Source organism: Pantoea sp. NSTU24, from assembly GCF_050157905.1.
Taxonomy (GTDB): domain Bacteria; phylum Pseudomonadota; class Gammaproteobacteria; order Enterobacterales; family Enterobacteriaceae; genus Pantoea.
Window position 1 is genome coordinate 756,844 of record NZ_JBKIWZ010000001.1, and the last position, 19,432, is coordinate 776,275.

General features: G+C 54.0%; 14 protein-coding genes. 10 read left to right on the top strand and 4 right to left on the bottom strand.

The genetic code is table 11. From position 1 onward, the window contains the following. Positions 1-13: 13 nt before the first annotated feature. From lolA to ACLHDD_RS03755, 4 genes are all read left to right on the top strand, one after another. Positions 14-625 carry an outer membrane lipoprotein chaperone LolA gene (gene lolA / locus ACLHDD_RS03740; RefSeq protein ID WP_031376650.1) on the top strand — a complete coding sequence of 204 codons (612 nt, stop codon included), beginning with the start codon at positions 14-16 and terminating at the stop codon, positions 623-625. A gap of 7 nt (positions 626-632) precedes the next feature. Next, positions 633-1,976, top strand: a complete 1,344-nt coding sequence (locus tag ACLHDD_RS03745; RefSeq protein ID WP_427102993.1) for a replication-associated recombination protein A — start codon at positions 633-635, stop codon at positions 1,974-1,976. 91 nt (positions 1,977-2,067) lie between these two features. Then, positions 2,068-3,360 carry a serine--tRNA ligase gene (gene serS / locus ACLHDD_RS03750; protein WP_427102994.1) on the top strand — a complete coding sequence of 431 codons (1,293 nt, stop codon included), beginning with the start codon at positions 2,068-2,070 and terminating at the stop codon, positions 3,358-3,360. Positions 3,361-3,678: 318 nt separating this feature from the next. Then, positions 3,679-4,830, top strand: a complete 1,152-nt coding sequence (locus tag ACLHDD_RS03755; protein WP_427102995.1) for an MFS transporter — start codon at positions 3,679-3,681, stop codon at positions 4,828-4,830. Between the two features lie 51 nt (positions 4,831-4,881). Here the strand turns inward: ACLHDD_RS03755 and pflA are convergent, their stop codons facing one another. The 4 genes from pflA to ycaO all read right to left on the bottom strand — a co-directional run bounded on the left by pflA (position 4,882) and on the right by ycaO (position 11,141). Further along, entirely contained in the window at positions 4,882-5,622 is a 741-nt protein-coding gene (pflA, locus tag ACLHDD_RS03760; RefSeq protein WP_427102996.1) for a pyruvate formate lyase 1-activating protein, read from the bottom strand. Between the two features lie 164 nt (positions 5,623-5,786). After that, positions 5,787-8,069 (bottom strand): formate C-acetyltransferase, encoded by a 2,283-nt coding sequence (gene pflB / locus ACLHDD_RS03765; RefSeq protein WP_427102997.1) that lies wholly within the window; start codon positions 8,067-8,069, stop codon positions 5,787-5,789. Between the two features lie 71 nt (positions 8,070-8,140). Further along, on the bottom strand, positions 8,141-9,001 hold the full coding sequence (focA, locus tag ACLHDD_RS03770) for a formate transporter FocA (protein WP_427102998.1): 861 nt from the start codon (positions 8,999-9,001) through the stop codon (positions 8,141-8,143). A gap of 376 nt (positions 9,002-9,377) precedes the next feature. After that, on the bottom strand, positions 9,378-11,141 hold the full coding sequence (ycaO, locus tag ACLHDD_RS03775; RefSeq protein WP_427102999.1) for a 30S ribosomal protein S12 methylthiotransferase accessory factor YcaO: 1,764 nt from the start codon (positions 11,139-11,141) through the stop codon (positions 9,378-9,380). A gap of 312 nt (positions 11,142-11,453) precedes the next feature. On the opposite strand from ycaO, the gene serC reads away from it, so the two are divergent. The 6 genes from serC (at position 11,454) to ACLHDD_RS03805 (ending at position 19,399) form a co-directional block, all read left to right on the top strand. Further along, entirely contained in the window at positions 11,454-12,539 is a 1,086-nt protein-coding gene (gene serC / locus ACLHDD_RS03780) for a 3-phosphoserine/phosphohydroxythreonine transaminase (RefSeq protein WP_427103000.1), read from the top strand. An 80-nt stretch (positions 12,540-12,619) separates the two neighbouring features. Next, positions 12,620-13,906, top strand: a complete 1,287-nt coding sequence (gene aroA / locus ACLHDD_RS03785) for a 3-phosphoshikimate 1-carboxyvinyltransferase (RefSeq protein WP_427103001.1) — start codon at positions 12,620-12,622, stop codon at positions 13,904-13,906. 197 nt (positions 13,907-14,103) lie between these two features. Then, positions 14,104-14,790, top strand: coding sequence for a (d)CMP kinase (gene cmk / locus ACLHDD_RS03790; protein ID WP_427103002.1), 687 nt, complete (start codon positions 14,104-14,106; stop codon positions 14,788-14,790). A 108-nt stretch (positions 14,791-14,898) separates the two neighbouring features. Then, complete coding sequence (gene rpsA, locus ACLHDD_RS03795) at positions 14,899-16,572, top strand: 30S ribosomal protein S1 (RefSeq protein ID WP_003849352.1); 1,674 nt, start codon at positions 14,899-14,901, stop codon at positions 16,570-16,572. An 82-nt stretch (positions 16,573-16,654) separates the two neighbouring features. Further along, positions 16,655-16,939 carry an integration host factor subunit beta gene (ihfB, locus tag ACLHDD_RS03800; protein ID WP_003849360.1) on the top strand — a complete coding sequence of 95 codons (285 nt, stop codon included), beginning with the start codon at positions 16,655-16,657 and terminating at the stop codon, positions 16,937-16,939. 204 nt (positions 16,940-17,143) lie between these two features. After that, a complete protein-coding gene (locus tag ACLHDD_RS03805) occupies positions 17,144-19,399 on the top strand; it encodes a DNA internalization-related competence protein ComEC/Rec2 (protein ID WP_427103003.1) in 2,256 nt (751 codons plus the stop codon). Positions 19,400-19,432: the final 33 nt, after the last annotated feature.

Sequence of the window (19,432 nt, forward strand, 5' to 3'; positions counted from 1 at the left end):
GGAATTGCAGCAGATGAAACTACGCGTAATCGCTCTGGGCCTGTTGGCCACCTTTTCTTCAGCCAGCGTTCTGGCTGATGCTTCCAGTGACCTGCAGCAGCGCCTGAACAAGGTCAGCAGCTTCCATGCCAGCTTCACGCAAAAAGTAACCGACAGCAGCGGAGCTAACGTTCAGGATGGGGAAGGCGAACTGTGGGTAAAACGCCCCAGCCTGTTTAACTGGCACATGACCGCGCCGGACGAAAGCATCATCATATCCGACGGCAAATCGCTGTGGTTCTACAATCCCTTTGTTGAGCAGGCGACCGTCAGCCTGTTGCAGAATGCGACCAGCAACACGCCGTTTATGCTGATTGCCCGCAACCAGTCAAACGACTGGAAGCAGTACAACATCAAACAGCAGGGTGACAACTTCGAGCTGACGCCGAAAAACAGCGACGGCAATCTGAAGCAGTTCACCATCCAGGTCACGCCTGGTGGCACCATCAATCGCTTCAGTGCGATTGAACAGGATGGTCAGCGCAGCGACTATCAGCTGAAGAGCCAGCAGAATGGGGCTATCAGCCCGGATAAATTCACGTTCACACCGCCTAAAGGCGTCACGGTGGACGACCAACGTCAGTGAGGTCATGGTGAGTAACCTGTCCCTGGATTTTTCCACCGAAAATTTCAAACCTCTGGCCGCGCGTATGCGGCCAGAAACATTGAAACAGTACATTGGTCAGCAGCATCTGCTGGGCGCGGGCAAACCTCTGCCACGCGCGATTGAAGCAGGGCACCTGCACTCAATGATCCTGTGGGGACCTCCCGGGACCGGCAAGACCACGCTGGCCGAGATCATCGCGCATTACGGTAACGCTGATGTGGAGCGCATCTCAGCGGTGACCTCAGGCGTAAAAGAGATCCGTGAGGCTATCGAACGTGCCCGACAGAACAAACATGCCGGGCGACGCACCATCCTGTTTGTGGACGAGGTGCATCGTTTTAACAAAAGCCAGCAGGATGCGTTTTTACCTCACATCGAAGATGGCACCATCACTTTTATTGGTGCGACCACCGAAAACCCCTCGTTTGAACTTAACTCGGCGTTGCTGTCACGCGCCCGCGTCTACCTGCTGAAATCCCTGACGCTTGACGATATTGAGCACGTGCTGGATCAGGCAATGCAGGATAAAATCCGCGGGTATGGCGACAATGACATCGTGCTGCCGGACAATACACGCCGGATGATTGCTGAACTGGTCAATGGGGATGCCCGCCGGGCGCTCAATACGCTGGAGATGATGGCGGATATGGCTGAAGCCGACGCATCAGGCCAGCGGCAATTGACGCCGCAGCTGCTCAATGAAGTGTCGGGTGAGCGGTCGGCACGCTTTGATAATAAAGGCGATCGTTTCTACGATCTGATCTCGGCGCTGCACAAGTCGGTGCGCGGCTCCGCACCCGACGCGGCGCTCTACTGGTATGCACGTATCATCACCGCAGGCGGTGACCCGCTCTACGTCGCGCGGCGGCTGCTGGCTATCGCTTCGGAAGATGTCGGCAATGCCGACCCACGCGGGATGCAGGTGGCAATTTCGGCCTGGGATTGCTTCACGCGCGTAGGACCGGCCGAAGGGGAGCGCGCGATTGCCCAGGCAATCGTCTATCTGGCCTGCGCGCCGAAAAGTAACGCTGTTTATACCGCTTTCAAGGCCGCGATGCGCGATGCCCGCGACCATCCCGATTACGATGTGCCGGAACATCTGCGTAATGCACCGACTAAGCTAATGAAAGAGATGGGCCTGGGTAAAGAGTACCGTTACGCGCATGACGAAACGCACGCCTATGCTGCGGGCGAAGTCTATTTTCCGCAGGAACTGGCGGGTACGTGCTATTACACCCCGACCACGCGCGGACTGGAGGGTAAGATTGGCGAAAAGCTAAGCTGGCTGGCTGAGCAGGATCAAAATAGCCCGACAAAACGCTACCGCTGAAACAGACGTTACGGTAATGTGAGCAATGTTTTCAACGCATTCCACGGAGTGCGTCCCTTCTTTTAACCAACTTTTAATACACAGGATAAGCATGCTCGATCCCAATCTGCTGCGTAATGAGCCAGACGCAGTCGCAGAAAAACTGGCACGCCGGGGATATAAACTGGATGTGGACACGCTGCGTTCGCTCGAAGAGCGTCGCAAGGTGTTGCAGGTGGAAACAGAAAATCTGCAGGCTGAGCGTAATGCCCGATCCAAATCCATCGGTCAGGCCAAAGCACGTGGGGAAGACATCGAGCCGCTGCGTCAGGAAGTGAATGCACTGGGCGAACGCCTGGATAGCGCAAAAGCAGAACTGGACGAACTGCAGAATCAAATCCGTGACTTCGCGCTGGCACTGCCAAACATTCCGGCAGACGAAGTGCCACTGGGCAAAGATGACAGTGAAAACCAGGAAGTGAGCCGCTGGGGCACCCCACGTGAGTTCAGCTTCCCGGTGAAAGATCATGTTGAACTCGGTGAAGCGGCTAAAGGTCTGGATTTTGCAGCCGCTGTGAAGCTGACCGGCTCGCGCTTTGTGGTGATGCAGGGCCAGATTGCTCGTCTGCATCGTGCACTGAGCCAGTTCATGATCGATCTGCACACCGAGCAGCATGGCTACCTCGAAACTTACGTGCCCTATCTGGTTAACCATGAAACGCTCTATGGCACCGGTCAGCTGCCGAAGTTTGGCGAAGACCTGTTCCATACCCGTCCGCTGGAAGAAGAGTCAGACAGCAGCCACTATGCGCTCATCCCTACTGCGGAAGTACCGCTGACCAACCTGGCGCGTGACGAAATCCTCGAAGAGGAGAGTCTGCCGGTTAAGCTGACCGCACATACGCCATGCTTCCGTTCTGAAGCGGGATCCTACGGCCGTGACACGCGCGGTCTGATCCGTATGCATCAGTTCGACAAAGTGGAAATGGTGCAGATTGTCAGCCCGGAGCACTCTATGGAGGCGCTGGAAGAGCTGACCGGTCACGCTGAGAAGGTGCTGCAGCTGCTGAACCTGCCGTATCGCAAGGTACTGCTTTGTACCGGCGACATGGGCTTTGGAGCAACTAAAACTTACGATCTGGAAGTCTGGCTCCCGGCGCAGAATACCTATCGTGAAATCTCATCCTGCTCCAATATGGGGGACTTCCAGGCGCGCCGCATGCAGGCGCGCTGCCGCAGCAAACAGGATAAGAAGCCACGTCTGGTGCATACCCTGAACGGTTCAGGACTGGCTGTCGGCCGTACCCTGGTTGCGGTGCTGGAAAACTACCAGCAGGAAGATGGCCGCATCGCGGTGCCGGACGTTTTACGCCCTTATATGAACGGCGTCGACATGATCGGCTGACTGATACCGATACGCTAAACCCGGCTCCGGCCGGGTTTTTTTATGCGGCCCGTTCTTCGTGACCCGTCCGGACAGAGCTGAATTTATCACAAATAAACGTTATCGATGCCAGACCCGCCGAAGCGCCTAAAAAGCTCATTTTTCATAGAGATAGCCATTCATTACTTGCCAGTTATAACGTTTGTAACCTACTGAAGATTAGTAAATTAAATTGTCGGGCAGCAAAATGTGCTGCGGCCAAATGTCGCCCATTGACTTTAAATTAGCGGATGGCAAACTGCGCGCAATTTCCTTCTTCTGTTCTGGTTTTTATCCCCTATGTCCACCTGGTCACGCCCTGTGATATTGCTGCTTTGCGGCCTGATGTTAATGACTGTTGCCATCGCCGTGCTGAATACACTGGTTCCCCTGTGGCTGACTCATGATCTCCTCACCACGTGGCAGGTTGGCATCGTCAGCTCCGCTTATTACACCGGGAATCTTGCCGGCACACTGCTGGCAGGCTGGCTAATCGGCCAGTATGGTTTCAATCGCAGCTACTACCTGGCGACCGGACTCTTTGCGCTGGCGACGGTGTGCCTGGCGATGATGCAGGGATTCTGGCTATGGAGCGCACTACGTTTTATGGCAGGCGCAGGCTGTGCGCTGATGTGGGTGGTGGTCGAGAGCGCACTGCTCTGCAGCGGTACCGTGCGTAATCGCGGTCGGCTGCTGGCAGCCTATATGATTGTCTACTATCTGGGCACCGTTGCCGGGCAGCTGCTGGTCAGCAGGCTGTCTACCGAGCTGCTGAGCGTGATCCCCTGGGTGACCTCGCTGGTGCTGTGCGCGGTGTTACCGCTGGTCTTCACCCGCGTTTCCGCCAGTGGTGAAGCGGCGGAAGCGGCCCCGACGCGCATCTGGCCGATGCTCCGTCGCCGGAGTTCACGCCTGGGTATCAATGGCTGCATTATTTCCGGCATCGTTCTCGGCTCGCTCTATGGCCTGATGCCGCTCTATCTGTCACATCAGGGCATGAGCGATGCCAGTGTCGGTTACTGGATGGCATTGCTGGTGAGCGCCGGAATTGTCGGGCAGTGGCCGGTGGGTCGTCTGGCCGATCGCTTTGGCCGGATGCTGGTGCTGCGTGTGCAGGTCTTTGTCGTCATTCTCGGCGCTATGGCGATGTTAAGCAATGCCGCCATGGCACCGGCACTGTTTGTTCTGGGACTGGCGGGCTTTACGCTTTATCCGGTGGCGATGTCCTGGGCATGTGAGACCGTCGCACATCACGAGCTGGTTGCGATGAACCAGGCGTTACTGATGAGTTATACCGTTGGCAGCCTGCTTGGCCCGGCCATGACGTCGGTACTGATGCAGAACTATTCTGACCGCCTGCTGTTTGTGATGATCGCCGCCGTGTCGCTGATCTATCTGGTAATGCTGCTGCGCAAAGCCGATCAGCATGCCACACCAGTGGCGCATGCCTGAAAACTGAAACGCAAAAAGAGAGCAGACGCTCTCTCTTTGCTGTTATGGCGCTTAATACATCACTTCATGGCCATAACTGGCGAGAATGTTTTTCACCCGTTCCATGGTCTCTTTAGTTGGCGGTTTGACGCCCTCCAGTTTGTACGCTTCACCCATCGCGATCCATTTGTGTTTGCCCAGCTCATGGTAGGGCAGCAGCTCAATCTTCTCCACGTTCTCCATGTCCCGGGTGAACTCACCCAGCCGGTGCGCCGTGTCATCATCGTCGGAGTAGCCTGGCACCACGACAAAACGAATCCAGGTGCGTTTTCCCTTCTTCTGCAGGTAACGGGCAAAGTCCAGCGTCCTGTGGTTGGATACGCCAACCAGAATCTGATGGACCTCATCATTCATCTGTTTCAGGTCAAGCATCACCAGGTCTGTTACGTCGAGAAGCTCATCAATCACCGGATCGTAACGGCGAACGAATCCGTTTGTGTCGAGGCAGGTATGAATACCTTCTGCCTTGCAGGCGCGAAACCAGTCGCGGACGAATTCAGCCTGAAGGATCGCTTCTCCTCCTGATGCCGTTACGCCGCCGCCCGAAGCGTTCATAAAGTGGCGATAGGAGAGCACGTCGGTCATCAATGCGTCGACGCTGATCTCTTTGCCGCCGTGGGTATCCCAGGTATCGCGATTGTGGCAATAGAGGCAGCGCATCAGGCAGCCCTGAAAGAAGGTGATGAAACGGATGCCGGGACCATCGACGGTTCCGCAGGATTCAAATGAGTGGATACGACCGTTAACTGACATTGCGATGTTTTCTCCAGTAAGTTTGCCGGGACAGACGGCGCAATCTCTGTTGCGCTCAGGGCAGGAAATCGGTTCTGGCAGGCACCCTGACAGGATGACGACCAGAACAGACTTTTTGAGTAAAAGGCTCCGCAGGGAGCCTTTTTTATCACTCAGAACGGCAATTACAGGGATTGTGTAAAGGTGCGGGTAATCACATCCTGCTGCTGCTCTTTGGTCAGCGAATTAAAGCGTACCGCGTAACCGGAGACGCGAATGGTCAGCTGCGGATATTTTTCCGGATGCTCCATCGCGTCCAGCAGCATGTCACGGTTCATAACGTTGACATTAAGGTGCTGACCGCCTTCGATGCTGGTTTCGTGATGGAAATAACCATCCATCAGACCCGCAAGGTTAGTTTTACGCACGTTATCATCTTTACCCAGCGCGTTTGGCACGATGGAGAAGGTATAGGAGATACCATCTTTCGCATAAGCAAACGGCAGTCTGGCAACGGATGTCAGCGAGGCAACGGCACCTTTCTGGTCGCGACCATGCATCGGGTTGGCACCCGGACCAAATGGCGCACCCGCGCGGCGTCCATCCGGTGTGTTACCGGTTTTCTTACCGTAAACCACGTTAGAGGTGATGGTCAGAACAGACTGCGTGGGGACGGCATTGCGATAGGTGGTCAGCTGCTGAATTTTCTTCATGAAGCGTTCAACCAGATCGCAGGCCAGGTCGTCCACCCGAGGATCGTTGTTACCGAACTGCGGATAGTCGCCTTCAATATCGAAGTCGATAGCCAGGCCATCTTCATCACGTACCGGTTTCACCCGGGCATATTTAATGGCAGAAAGTGAGTCGGCAGCGACGGAAAGACCGGCGATACCACAGGCCATGGTGCGGTAAACATCGCGATCGTGTAAGGCCATCAGTGCGGCTTCATAGCTGTATTTATCATGCATGTAGTGGATGATATTCAGTGAGGTCACGTACTGTCTGGCCAGCCAGTCCATGAAGTGGTCCATACGCGCCATGACGGTGTCGAAATCCAGCACGTCGTCACTGATTTTGTCACCTTTCGGTCCAACCTGCATTTTCAACTTCTCATCCACGCCGCCGTTGATTGCATAAAGCAGCGTTTTCGCCAGGTTGGCACGGGCGCCAAAGAACTGCATCTGTTTGCCGACGACCATCGGGCTTACGCAGCAGGCGATGGCGTAGTCATCGTTATCAAAATCAGGGCGCATCAGGTCATCGTTCTCATACTGCAGGGATGAGGTGTCGATGGAGACCTTAGCGGCATATTTTTTAAAATTAACCGGCAGTTTTTCTGACCACAGAATGGTCATGTTCGGCTCCGGTGAAGGCCCCATGGTGTAGAGGGTGTTCAGGAAGCGGAACGTACTTTTCGATACCAGAGTACGGCCATCGACGCCCATACCGGCCAGGGATTCTGTCGCCCAGATAGGGTCGCCTGAGAAAAGCTCATCATATTCCGGCGTACGCAGGAAACGCACCATGCGCAGTTTCATGACCAGATGGTCAATCAGTTCCTGTGCCTGCTCTTCGGTCAGCTTACCGGCTTTAAGGTCACGTTCGATGTAGACATCAAGGAAGGTAGAGACGCGGCCAAAGGACATCGCCGCACCGTTCTGTGATTTCACAGCGGCCAGATAGCCATAGTAAGTCCACTGCACCGCTTCCATCGCATTGGTCGCCGGGCCGGAAATATCGTGGCCATATTTTGCCGCCATCTCTTTGATCTGGGCCAGTGCACGATGCTGATCGGCGATCTCTTCACGCAGACGGATAGTGGCTTCCAGATTCACCCCATTCTCTAAATCCTGCTGCAGTGAAGTGAACTGCGCGAGTTTATCGGCCATCAGGAAGTCGATGCCGTATAACGCCACTCGACGATAGTCGCCGATAATGCGACCCCGGCCATAGGCGTCAGGCAGACCGGTCAGAATACCTGATTTGCGGCAGCGCAGAATGTCAGGGGTATAAACATCAAACACGCCCTGGTTATGGGTTTTGCGGTATTCAGTGAAGATTTTTTTCAGTGAAGGGTCAAGTTCGCGGCCATAGACTTTGCAGGAACCTTCAACCATCTTGATGCCACCGAAAGGAATGATGGCACGTTTGAGTGGTGCTTCAGTCTGCAGACCAACGATTTTCTCCAGTGACTTATCGATATAACCGGCGTCGTGGGAAGTGATGGTCGAGGCGAGGTCGGTGTCAAAGTCGACAGGAGCGTGGGTGCGGTTCTCAATTTTGATGCCTTCCAGCACGCTTTCCCACAGTCGGGTGGTCGCTTCAGTCGCACCCGCCAGGAATGATTCATCACCTTCATAAGGGGTGTAGTTTTTCTGAATGAAGTCGCGCACGTTCACGCTATTCTGCCATTCGCCTTCAGCAAATCCTTCCCATGCTGAAGCCAGTTTTGCATTAAGTTCGGTCATAATATACCTGCCTTATATGAGGAGACTTTACGGTCAGGCACAGCTCCGATTCTGTGCCGTCAGATTCAGAATCAGTGTGTCTGGCTTCCCTTACGGAGATAGATAACCCAGTAGGTCAGCCCAACCAGCACGCCGCCGCCGATGATGTTACCGAGCGTCACGGGAATGAGGTTGTCGAGAATAAAGTGACTGACGGTAAGCGATGGAAACTGTGCTGCCGACGAGCCCGCACTCTGCCAGAACTCCGGTGTGGCGAAGTCGCGGATAGTAATGGCGTAAGGGATAAGAAACATATTGGCAATGCTGTGTTCGAACCCACTGGCGACAAACATCCCAACAGGCAGAATCATCACGACCAGCTTATCGGTCAGGGTACGGCCTGAATAACTCATCCAGACGGCGAGACAGACCAGCAAATTAGCCAGCGTGCCTAAACACACTGCTTCCAGAAACGTGTGATGCATTTTGTGATCTGCGGTTTCCAGCACGTTCAGACCCCATGCGCCCTTTGCCACTGAATGCTGACCGGCGAACCACATCAGGGCGACAAAGAAAAGGGCGCCTGCAAGATTACCGGCGTAGACGTTGATCCAGTTGCGGGCCAGCTGACCCCAGCTGATGCGCCCGCTGGCTTTAGCAACGACGATCAGCACTGTGGAAGTAAAGAGATCGGCACCGCAGACCACCACCAGCATCAGGCCGAGGGAAAAACAGACACCCCCAATCAGTCTGGACAGGCCATAGGGCATCGCACTGCTGCCGGTGGTGGCTGTAATGTAAAAAACGAACGCGATTGAGATAAAGACGCCAGCGTTAATCGCCAGAAAGAAGGTGGTAAAGGGGGACTTGGTGGCTTTATAAATACCGGCCTCTTCGGCTACTTTCGCCATTGCGGCAGGTAATAAAAGATTAAAAGGGTTGTCAGTTTTCACACTAACTTACTCCTGAATTTGTCTGAAAAAATACTAACAAAGGCACAGGTGGTGGGGGTTGATATAGATCATGTTTGCCAGAGCAATCGGCAGCGGATATCGGGTGATAAAGAGGTGGTTTGAATATAATCTATTGAAATTTATGATTTAAATAAATTTTAAAGATGCAAAAATTATTTTAATTGCTCCAGGGGATGGATGTATTTCAATGAAGAGCGTCAGGAGTAAATTGACTGAATGTTAAATTAAAGGATGCAATGTAATAAAAATGGATTTTAATACAGCTGATGTTTCATCAAAAAGCGGGGCAGGAATGATGGCACCAGAAAATCCAGTGCCATAAAGTACAGATGGTGTGAAATTATCCCGCCGGATATTACACGTTTTTCCAGAACTGACGCTTAGCCGCTTGCAGTTTTTCGTACGCAGCAAGCAGGGACTGATGCGCCGGGAATGCCTGCAGCATTTCATCGACGGGCTGGAGGCCATAGAATGGACGCTCACCACTGATAGCAGCTGAAGCCGCCTCCATCGCATGCTCGCCATACATCCGCAGGAACGCATGATGATACTGCAGTGGATCGCGCTCATCTTCCATTGCCAGTAGCAACAGTGTCTGCAGGCAACGATAGTAGTTTGCCCGCTCTGGCGTAAAGATTGAGCTGTTGAATTCCATGGTCCATTCAGTCCAGGTCAGTGCCTGATCCAGATCGCCGCCCGCCAGCGCCAGCATTGCTTTTAACTCGCCCACGCGCAGCGTATACCAGCCATTGTCTTTTCCGGTAGCCAGACCGAGCAGCTCACGTACACGCGTGAAGTCATCAAACCCTTCGTCATCGAGCTGGCCGATCAGATCCAGATACTCTTCAGGATTCCAGTTGCTGTCAGGCAGGGAGAGCAGGGTTTCACGGATGCCCGCGCCCATGCTGTTGTTCGCCAGGATGAGATCTTCCGCCGGATAGATGTCTGACATGCCTGGAACGATAATACGGCAGGCGTATACACCCAGATGCTCGTAATCGGCAATGTAGACTTCCTGATCTTCAGCAGCAAAGATTGCCATCAGAGTGGCAAATTCCTGTTCGGTGCTGCCCGCAAATGACCAGTCAACAAAGTCATAATCGGCTGTCTCTTTAAACAGATCCCAGGAGATCAGACCGCTTGAATCGATGAAATGCGTTTCGAGATTGGCATGTTCAGCGACTTCTTCGTCGTCAAAGGTCGGTGGCGTAAATACATCCAGATCTTTGAGGCTGCGGCCCTGCAGCAGTTCAGTCACGGTACGCTCCAGTGCCACGCCGAAATCCGGGTGCGCACCAAAGGAGGCAAAGCAGGTGCCATTGGCAGGATTGAACAGCACCACACAGATAACCGGGTATTTACCGCCGAGTGAGGCGTCATAGGCAAAAATCGGGAAGCCTTCTGCTTCCAGACGCGCAATCGCTTCTGTCACATCAGGATAGCGTTGCATGACGGCATCAGGAATCGCAGGCAGGCTGATAGCCTCAGCAATAATGCGATTTTTAATATAACGTTCGAACACTTCAGACAGGCCCTGAACACGTGCTTCATTCGCCGTGTTACCTGCCGACATGCCGTTTGAAACATAGAGATTGCCGATGATGTTCATCGGGATGTAAACCGTCTGCTGGTCGGACTGACGGGTAAAGGGCAGCGCGCAGATCCCCCGCTCGGTATGACCGGACTGCAGATCGATCAAGCCGGACGCCGTCAGCGCCTGGTCAGGATCGTAAAACGCACGCAGGCGCGGGTCCAGAATACCTTCCGGCAGTGACTCATCGTCAGGTACGGCAAACCATTTTTCATTGGGGTAGTGTACGAAATCGCCGTTAGCGATCTCTTTGCCCAGCCAGAAGTCAGCAAAAAAGTAGTTCGTTGAGAGACGCTCAAAGTATTCGCCCAGCGCAGACGCCAGCGCCGCTTTTTTGCTGGCCCCTTTACCGTTGGTAAAACAGAGCGGGCAATCGCGGTCGCGGATATGTACTGACCAGACATGGGGAACAGGATTAAGCCAGGAAGCCTCTTCAATATTAAAGCCAAGATCCTGCAGCTTGTTCTGGAAACGCGCAATGGAGTCTTCCAGTGCGGCATCTTTGCCCGGGATAAATGTTTGCGTCATTGTGGCGCTCTCTCAGTTGTCATAGGGTGCGTAAAGCGCGCCATGATACGGACTTTGCTGACCGACCGCTATCAGGGCAGATAATTTTACCGGCTTAGTTTTTATCCGCGCGGCTCGCCAGCCAAATGCAGATTTCTGAAGCCGGATGCAACCTCACAAAATTCCGTACTGATTTGCATTAGTGACATAACCTCCGGCTGGCCGGATTCAGAAAATGTGACCGCGCCCGGATTTATGATTGCAGCTATCAGAATGCAGTGATAAAACCGGATGATTATTCATAACCGTTCGATATGACAGTGGTGAGGGGAAATGACGCAAGTTTATAATTTTAGCTCTGGCCCGGCGATGCTACCGGTTGAAGTCCTTCGTCGTGCAGAACAGGAACTGACGAACTGGCGTGGTCTGGGTACCTCTGTAATGGAGATCAGTCACCGCAGCAAAGAGTTTATTCAGGTGGCTGAAGAAGCCGAGCAGGACTTCCGTGATCTGCTAAAAATACCGTCGAATTACAAAGTTTTATTCTGTCATGGCGGGGCGCGCGCGCAGTTTGCCGCCGTGCCAGGTAATCTGCTGGGAAGTGCAACCAGCGCCGACTACGTTGACGGCGGTTACTGGGCGCATAGTGCAATAAAAGAAGCGGAAAAATATTGCACGCCACGCACGCTGGATGTCAAAACTACCCGCGATGGCAAACGTGCCATTCTGCCGATGCGCGAGTGGGCGGTCAGTGAAGACTCCGCTTACCTGCATTTCTGTCCGAACGAAACCATTGATGGCATCGCCATTGACGAGCAGCCCGATTTTGGCAGCAAAACGGTGGTCGCTGATTTCTCCTCGACCATTCTGTCACGGCCTGTCGACGTCAGCCGCTATGGAGTCATCTACGCGGGTGCGCAGAAAAACGTAGGGCCAGCTGGCTTAACGCTGGTGATTGTACGTGAAGACCTGCTGGGCCAGGCGCACGCCTCTGTGCCTTCCATTCTCGACTATAAAGTGCTGGCCGATAACGACTCGATGTTTAATACCCCGCCAACCTTCGCCTGGTACCTCTCTGGCCTGGTGTTTAAATGGCTGAAAGAGAAGGGGGGCGTGGCAGAAATTGATCGCATTAACCAGGCAAAATCGGACCTGCTGTATGGCCTGATTGACCAGAGCGGCTTCTACCGTAACGATGTGGCGACGGAAAACCGTTCCCGCATGAATATTCCTTTCCAGCTGGCTGATGCCTCTCTGGATGCGCTCTTCCTTGAAGAGTCATTTAAGGCGGGTCTGCATGCGCTGAAAGGGCACCGTGTCGTAGGCGGAATGCGTGCTTCTATTTATAATGCAATGCCGCTTGAAGGTGTAAAAGCGCTGACTGATTTCATGGTCGATTTCGAACGCCGTCACGGCTGATTATTACGATCTCAGCAATCATGCTGATGCCAGACCTCGTTTCAGGACGAGGTCTCTGTATTTTGAGGATTTTGTTTCACATGCAGGACTCCCTGACTCTCCAGCCCATTGCCCGCGTCAATGGCACCGTAAATCTGCCAGGCTCAAAGAGCGTTTCCAATCGTGCTTTGCTGCTGGCTGCGCTCGCTAAAGGCACTACGCGTCTTACCAACTTACTCGACAGCGATGATGTCCGGCACATGCTGAATGCGCTGACCGCGCTGGGCGTGAGCTATACGCTTTCCAGCGATCGCACGGTGTGTGAAGTCACCGGCAATGCCGGGCCACTGCATGCCGCGCAGCCGCTGTCACTGTTCCTGGGCAACGCCGGCACCGCAATGCGTCCGCTGGCAGCGGCGCTATGTCTGGGCGAGCATGACCTGGAACTGACCGGCGAACCGCGCATGAAAGAGCGTCCCATTGGACATCTGGTTGATGCACTGCGTCAGGGTGGCGCAACCGTTGAGTACCTGGAAAACGAAAACTATCCGCCGCTGCGTTTGCGGGGTGGGTTCACTGGTGGTGACGTCAGCGTGGATGGCAGTGTCTCCAGCCAGTTCCTGACCGCCCTGCTGATGACGGCACCGCTGGCGCAGCAGGATACCTGCATCACGATCACAGGGGATCTGGTTTCCAAACCTTACATTGATATTACCCTGAACCTGATGCAGTGCTTCGGCGTCGCTGTGGAGAATCAGAACTACCAGCGCTTCCTGATCAAAGGACAGCAGCAGTATCAGTCGCCGGGTGACTACCTGGTTGAGGGCGATGCCTCTTCTGCCTCCTATTTTCTGGCGGCTGCCGCTATCAAAGGCGGCACGGTTCGGGTCACCGGGATTGGTCGCCAGAGTGTGCAGGGCGATATCCGGTTTGCAGACGTGCTGGAAAAGATGGGCGCAACCGTCGAGTGGGGCGATGATTACATTGCCTGCACAGCAGGAAAACTGCAGGCAATTGATATGGACATGAACCATATTCCGGATGCCGCCATGACTATTGCTACCACGGCTCTGTTTGCCGAGGGAACGACCCAGCTCCGTAACATTTATAACTGGCGGGTAAAAGAGACCGACCGACTGAGCGCCATGGCCACTGAGCTGCGCAAAGTCGGGGCAGAGGTTGAAGAGGGACATGACTACATTCGTATCACACCGCCCGCTTCGCTGATCCATGCTGATATCGGCACCTACAACGATCACCGTATGGCGATGTGTTTTTCTCTGGTTGCACTCTCCGATACGCCGGTGACAATTCTGGATCCGGGTTGTACCGCCAAAACCTTCCCGGATTATTTTGTTCAACTGGCTAAAATCAGCCAGCCTGCCTGATCCCTCCTTTCCGGTGCGATTTTGCACCGGATATCCCCGGTTTAATCTGGCTGTAATCACGCAGAGATCCTCTGATTTAACCAGGATTTCGAACCTGGTCAGTGCGAAAGGGTAACCAAGCCGTGCTATGCAGCGTATAATGCTATGCATTATTGGTGACCAGATGGTCATAAGGCACGCAGCAACAGGAGGGAATAATGACAGTAACTGCCCCGGTCATAACTATTGATGGGCCAAGTGGAGCGGGAAAAGGAACCCTGTGCAAAGCCATGGCGGAATCGCTGCAGTGGCATCTGCTGGACTCCGGTGCGATTTATCGCGTGCTGGCGTTAGCCGCACTGCATCATCAGGTGGATATGGAGTCTGAAGAAGCACTGGTGCCGATTGCAGCACATCTTGATGTGCGTTTCGTATCACGAAACGGTGAAATGCAGGTCATCCTTGAAGGTGAAGATGTAACCAGTGAAATCCGCACGCAGGAGGTCAGTAATACGGCTTCCCGCGTAGCCGCTTTTCCACGGGTACGTGAAGCGCTATTACGCCGCCAGCGCGGTTTCCGCGAAATGCCAGGCCTGATTGCGGACGGTCGTGACATGGGCACCGTCGTTTTTCCGGATGCACCGGTAAAAATTTTCCTTGATGCCAGCCCGGAAGAGCGTGCTCAGCGCCGTATGCTACAGTTGCAGGATAATGGCTTTAATGTTAACTTTGACCGCCTTTTAGCCGAGATAAAAGAACGCGACGACCGCGATCGCAATCGCGCCATTGCGCCTTTAGTGGCTGCTGCTGATGCACTGGTGCTGGACTCTACTGAGATGTCTATCGACCAGGTCATTGAAAAAGCACTACATTATGCCCGCGAAAAGCTGGGCATTCCGGCTTAACCGAATTTATCACCCCGTACCACGGATCCGGTGCAGGGCATGTGAAACAACCCCATCCGACATGAAGTCAGATGGACGTTAAATTGAAGAATCCTGAAGATTATCAATATGACTGAATCTTTTGCTCAACTATTTGAAGAATCCTTAAAAACAATCGAAACCCGCCCGGGTTCTATCGTTCGTGGCATCGTCGTGTCTATCGACAAAGATGTCGTTCTGGTTGATGCGGGTCTGAAATCTGAATCTGCAATTCCTGCAGAGCAGTTCAAGAACGCAGCCGGCGAACTGGAAATCCAGGTTGGCGACGAAGTTGATGTTGCTCTGGATGCAGTGGAAGACGGCTTTGGTGAAACCCTGCTGTCCCGTGAGAAAGCTAAGCGCCATGAAGCATGGATCACGCTGGAGAAAGCTTACGAAGACGCTGAAACTGTTACCGGTGTTATCAACGGCAAAGTTAAAGGCGGCTTCACAGTTGAGCTCAACGGTATCCGTGCGTTCCTGCCAGGTTCACTGGTAGATGTGCGCCCGGTGCGCGACACGCTGCACCTGGAAGGCAAAGAGCTTGAGTTCAAAGTGATCAAGCTGGATCAGAAACGCAACAACGTCGTGGTTTCACGTCGTGCGGTTATCGAATCCGAAAACAGCGCAGAGCGCGATCAGCTGCTGGAAAACCTGCAGGAAGGCATGGAAGTTAAAGGTATCGTTAAAAACCTCACTGACTACGGTGCATTCGTTGATCTGGGCGGCGTTGATGGCCTGCTGCACATCACTGATATGGCGTGGAAGCGCGTTAAGCATCCTAGCGAAATCGTTAACGTGGGCGACGAAATCACCGTTAAGGTGCTGAAGTTCGACCGCGAGCGTACCCGTGTTTCTCTGGGTCTGAAGCAGCTGGGCGAAGATCCATGGGTTGCTATCGCTAAACGCTATCCGGAAGGCACCCGCCTGACCGGTCGTGTAACCAACCTGACTGATTACGGCTGCTTCGTAGAAATCGAAGAAGGCGTTGAAGGTCTGGTACACGTTTCTGAAATGGACTGGACCAACAAAAACATTCATCCGTCTAAAGTTGTTAACGTAGGCGACGTGGTTGAAGTTATGGTTCTGGACATCGACGAAGAGCGTCGTCGTATCTCCCTGGGTCTGAAGCAGTGCAAATCTAACCCATGGCAGCTGTTCGCTGAGACGCACAACAAAGGCGATCGTGTTGAAGGTAAAATCAAGTCAATCACTGACTTCGGTATCTTCATCGGCCTGGACGGCGGCATCGACGGTCTGGTTCACCTGTCTGACATCTCCTGGAACGCGACTGGCGAAGAAGCCGTTCGTGAGTACAAAAAAGGCGACGAAATCGCTGCCGTTGTACTGCAGGTCGATGCAGAGCGTGAGCGTATCTCTCTGGGCGTTAAACAGCTGGCAGAAGATCCGTTCAACAACTACATCACTCTGAACAAGAAAGGTGCCATCGTCACCGGTAAAGTGACTGCAGTTGACGCTAAAGGTGCTACAGTTGAATTAGCAGACGGCGTTGAGGGTTACCTGCGCGCTTCTGAAGCTTCACTGGACCGCATTGAAGATGCAACTCTGGTTCTGAACGTTGGCGACGACGTTGAAGCTAAGTTCACCGGCGTTGATCGTAAAAACCGTGTCGTAAGCCTGTCTGTCCGTGCGAAAGACCAGGCTGATGAGAAAGAAGCCATCAACACTGTTAACACCAAACAGGAAGAAGGCAATTTCTCCAGCGCCATGGCTGAAGCGTTCAAAGCGGCTAAAGGCGAGTAATCGACCTGAAGCACCGGGTAGGAAACTACCCGGTTTCGGTAAAAGCTGTCATTCATTCCAACAGGGATAAACCGGAGGTTACATGACCAAGTCAGAACTGATTGAAAGACTGGCGGGACAGCATACTCATATACCGGCGAAAGTCGTTGAGGATGCAGTAAAAGAGATGCTTGAGCACATGGCCACGACGCTGGCACAGGGCGAACGTATCGAAATCCGGGGATTCGGCAGTTTTTCTTTGCACTATCGCGCTCCGCGCACTGGACGTAACCCGAAAACGGGTGACAAAGTGGATCTGGAAGGGAAATACGTTCCCCACTTTAAGCCAGGCAAAGAGCTGCGTGATCGCGCAAACATCTACGGCTAAGCTGATACCGAACCAGATAAACGACATCTCAGGATGTCGTTTTTTTTTGCCTGAAATGTACCTGTCGGGCTGATTTCCATCGCGCTGTCATCTGCACGGTAATGCCACACCTTTTTTGCGAGACATCCCGAATCCCCCCGATCATCTCCTGTCTCTTTCCCCGTCTTTACGCAGAATAGCTGGGGTGAATGATGGGGCACGATTATGCTGACATGGACCGTTCTGGCGCGACTGGCAATCATCGCCATACTGCCTTTACTGCTGATGCCTCACCTGCCTTCGGGCGAGGTGATAGGGGCGCTAATGCTTGCAGGCCTGCTACTGCAGTACTGCTCATATCCGTGCGTCCGTCTGATTGCTATCGCGCTGTTGTTGCTGGCGTGGGCCTGCAACGATGCCCGCATGATGGTGCGGGATATTGAACAACTCTCTGCGCGCCCGGCAGCCTTCACGGTTCAGATCAGCGAGGTTCGCACGGCGCGAAAACAGATTCGGGTTCGTCTGTTAACAGAGCAGGGCAGGATGATCTTTCCGCCTCGCTTTGCCTGGATTGGGTTCGACGCTGACCCGGAAATCTACTGCCCTGGTCAGCGCTGGACGATGCAGCTTCGTCTCCGGCCGGTTCATGCCCGTCTCAATGAGGGCGATTTCGATGCACAGCGTTTTGCGCTGGCGAATAATACGCCGCTACAGGGCCGAATCCTCAGCCAGATTGCGGAGGACAGACGTTGCGATGCCCGCTGGCATTTTATTCTGAAACAGCGTGAGAGAAACCGCGCCACATCTACCCATGCCACGCTCGAAGCGCTGGCGTTTGGCATCAGGGATGAAATGCGTCCACAGATACGTCAGCTACTGCGGGATACCGGCACTGCACATCTGATGGCGATATCCGGCATGCACATCGCACTGGCCGCCAGCACCGGCTGGCTGATGGCGCGCGGCGTGCAGTTTATTCTGCCTGCCCGCGCGATCAGCTACCTTTTTCCTCTTATCGTCAGCTGGCTTTTTGCGGCCCTCTACACCTGGCTTTCCGGTGCACAGCCTCCCGCTGCACGTTCGCTACTGGCACTGACGCTCTGGGCGACCACCCGGTTTGCCGGCGTTCAGCTGAACAGCTGGCAGGTCTGGACATTCTGTGGTGCGCTGCTGCTGGTGACAGATCCATTAACCGTGCTCTCTGACAGCTTCTGGCTATCCTTCCTGGCTGTCGGCATGTTGCTGGTCTGGTACCACTGGTTTCCACTACCGATGACGTTCCGTTATCAGCGACGCTGGATCCTCTTACAACTGCTGCACCTGCAGGCAGGCATGATGATTTTAATGGTGCCGTTACAGGTGGCGATTTTTAACGGCATCAGTCTCACCGCACTGCTGGCAAATGTTGTCGCAATTCCTGTCGTCTCATTTCTCACCATGCCGCTGGTGACGCTCGCCATGTTATTGCCCAGCACCGCGCTGTCGGCCTTCTTCTGGCAGGCAGCCGATCTCTCGCTGCGCGCGCTATTTTATTGTCTGACGCTGCTGCCCGCCGGATGGTGGCCACTGAATGGCACGGCCTGGTTTACCGTCATGGTATGGGGCGGTCTGATTCTCTGGCGTACGCAGCTCTTCTTCGCTTTGCCGTTCAGCAGTTGTGCGCTGGCGCTGGCGATGATACTGAGCCGCCAGCCCTCGCCACGACAGGGCTGGCGAATTGATATGCTGGATATCGGTCACGGTCTCAGCCTGGTGATCAGTCAGGGTAACGAGGCGATAATGTATGATACCGGACCACGCTGGCAGCACGATGATGCAGGTAGCCGGATTATCATTCCATGGCTGGAGCGCAGGCAGTTACAGTTAAAACAGATCATCCTGAGTCATAAACATCTGGATCATACCGGTGGACTGGCGGCAATCACGCAACGCTGGCCAGCCGTACAAATCAGAAGCGCGCTGGGAGAAAAGGCGCATCTGCCCTGTGTACGCGGAACTCAGTGGCGCTGGCAGCAGCTTAACTTCCGGGTAGTCTGGCCGCTGACGGCTCCCGTGCCGGGAGATAACAATGACTCCTGTGTCATCATCGTCGATGATGGTCATGTCCGGCTGATGCTGACCGGGGATATCGAAGCGAAGGCGGAACGTCAGCTGGTGGCGCTGGAGAAGCAGGCGTTAAACATCGATATCCTGCAGGTCCCACACCATGGCAGTCGTACTTCATCAACCCCGTTGCTGCTGCGCAAGACCGCAGGCCACACCGCTATTGCCTCTCTGGCACGTTATAATGCCTGGCGAATGCCGGCGAAAAGCGTGCTGGAAAACTACCGGATGGCGGGTTTTCGCTGGCTGGATACGGGGCAGTCCGGACAAATCACGCTCCGGATTACGCAGGGCAGGGTGCAGGTTTCTGGCCTGCGTGAGCAATTAATGCCCCGCTGGTATCATCAGTGGTTTGGCGTCAAACGCGAATCCAGGTAGAATGGCCGGCTATTTCCAACAGCGTGAATAAAT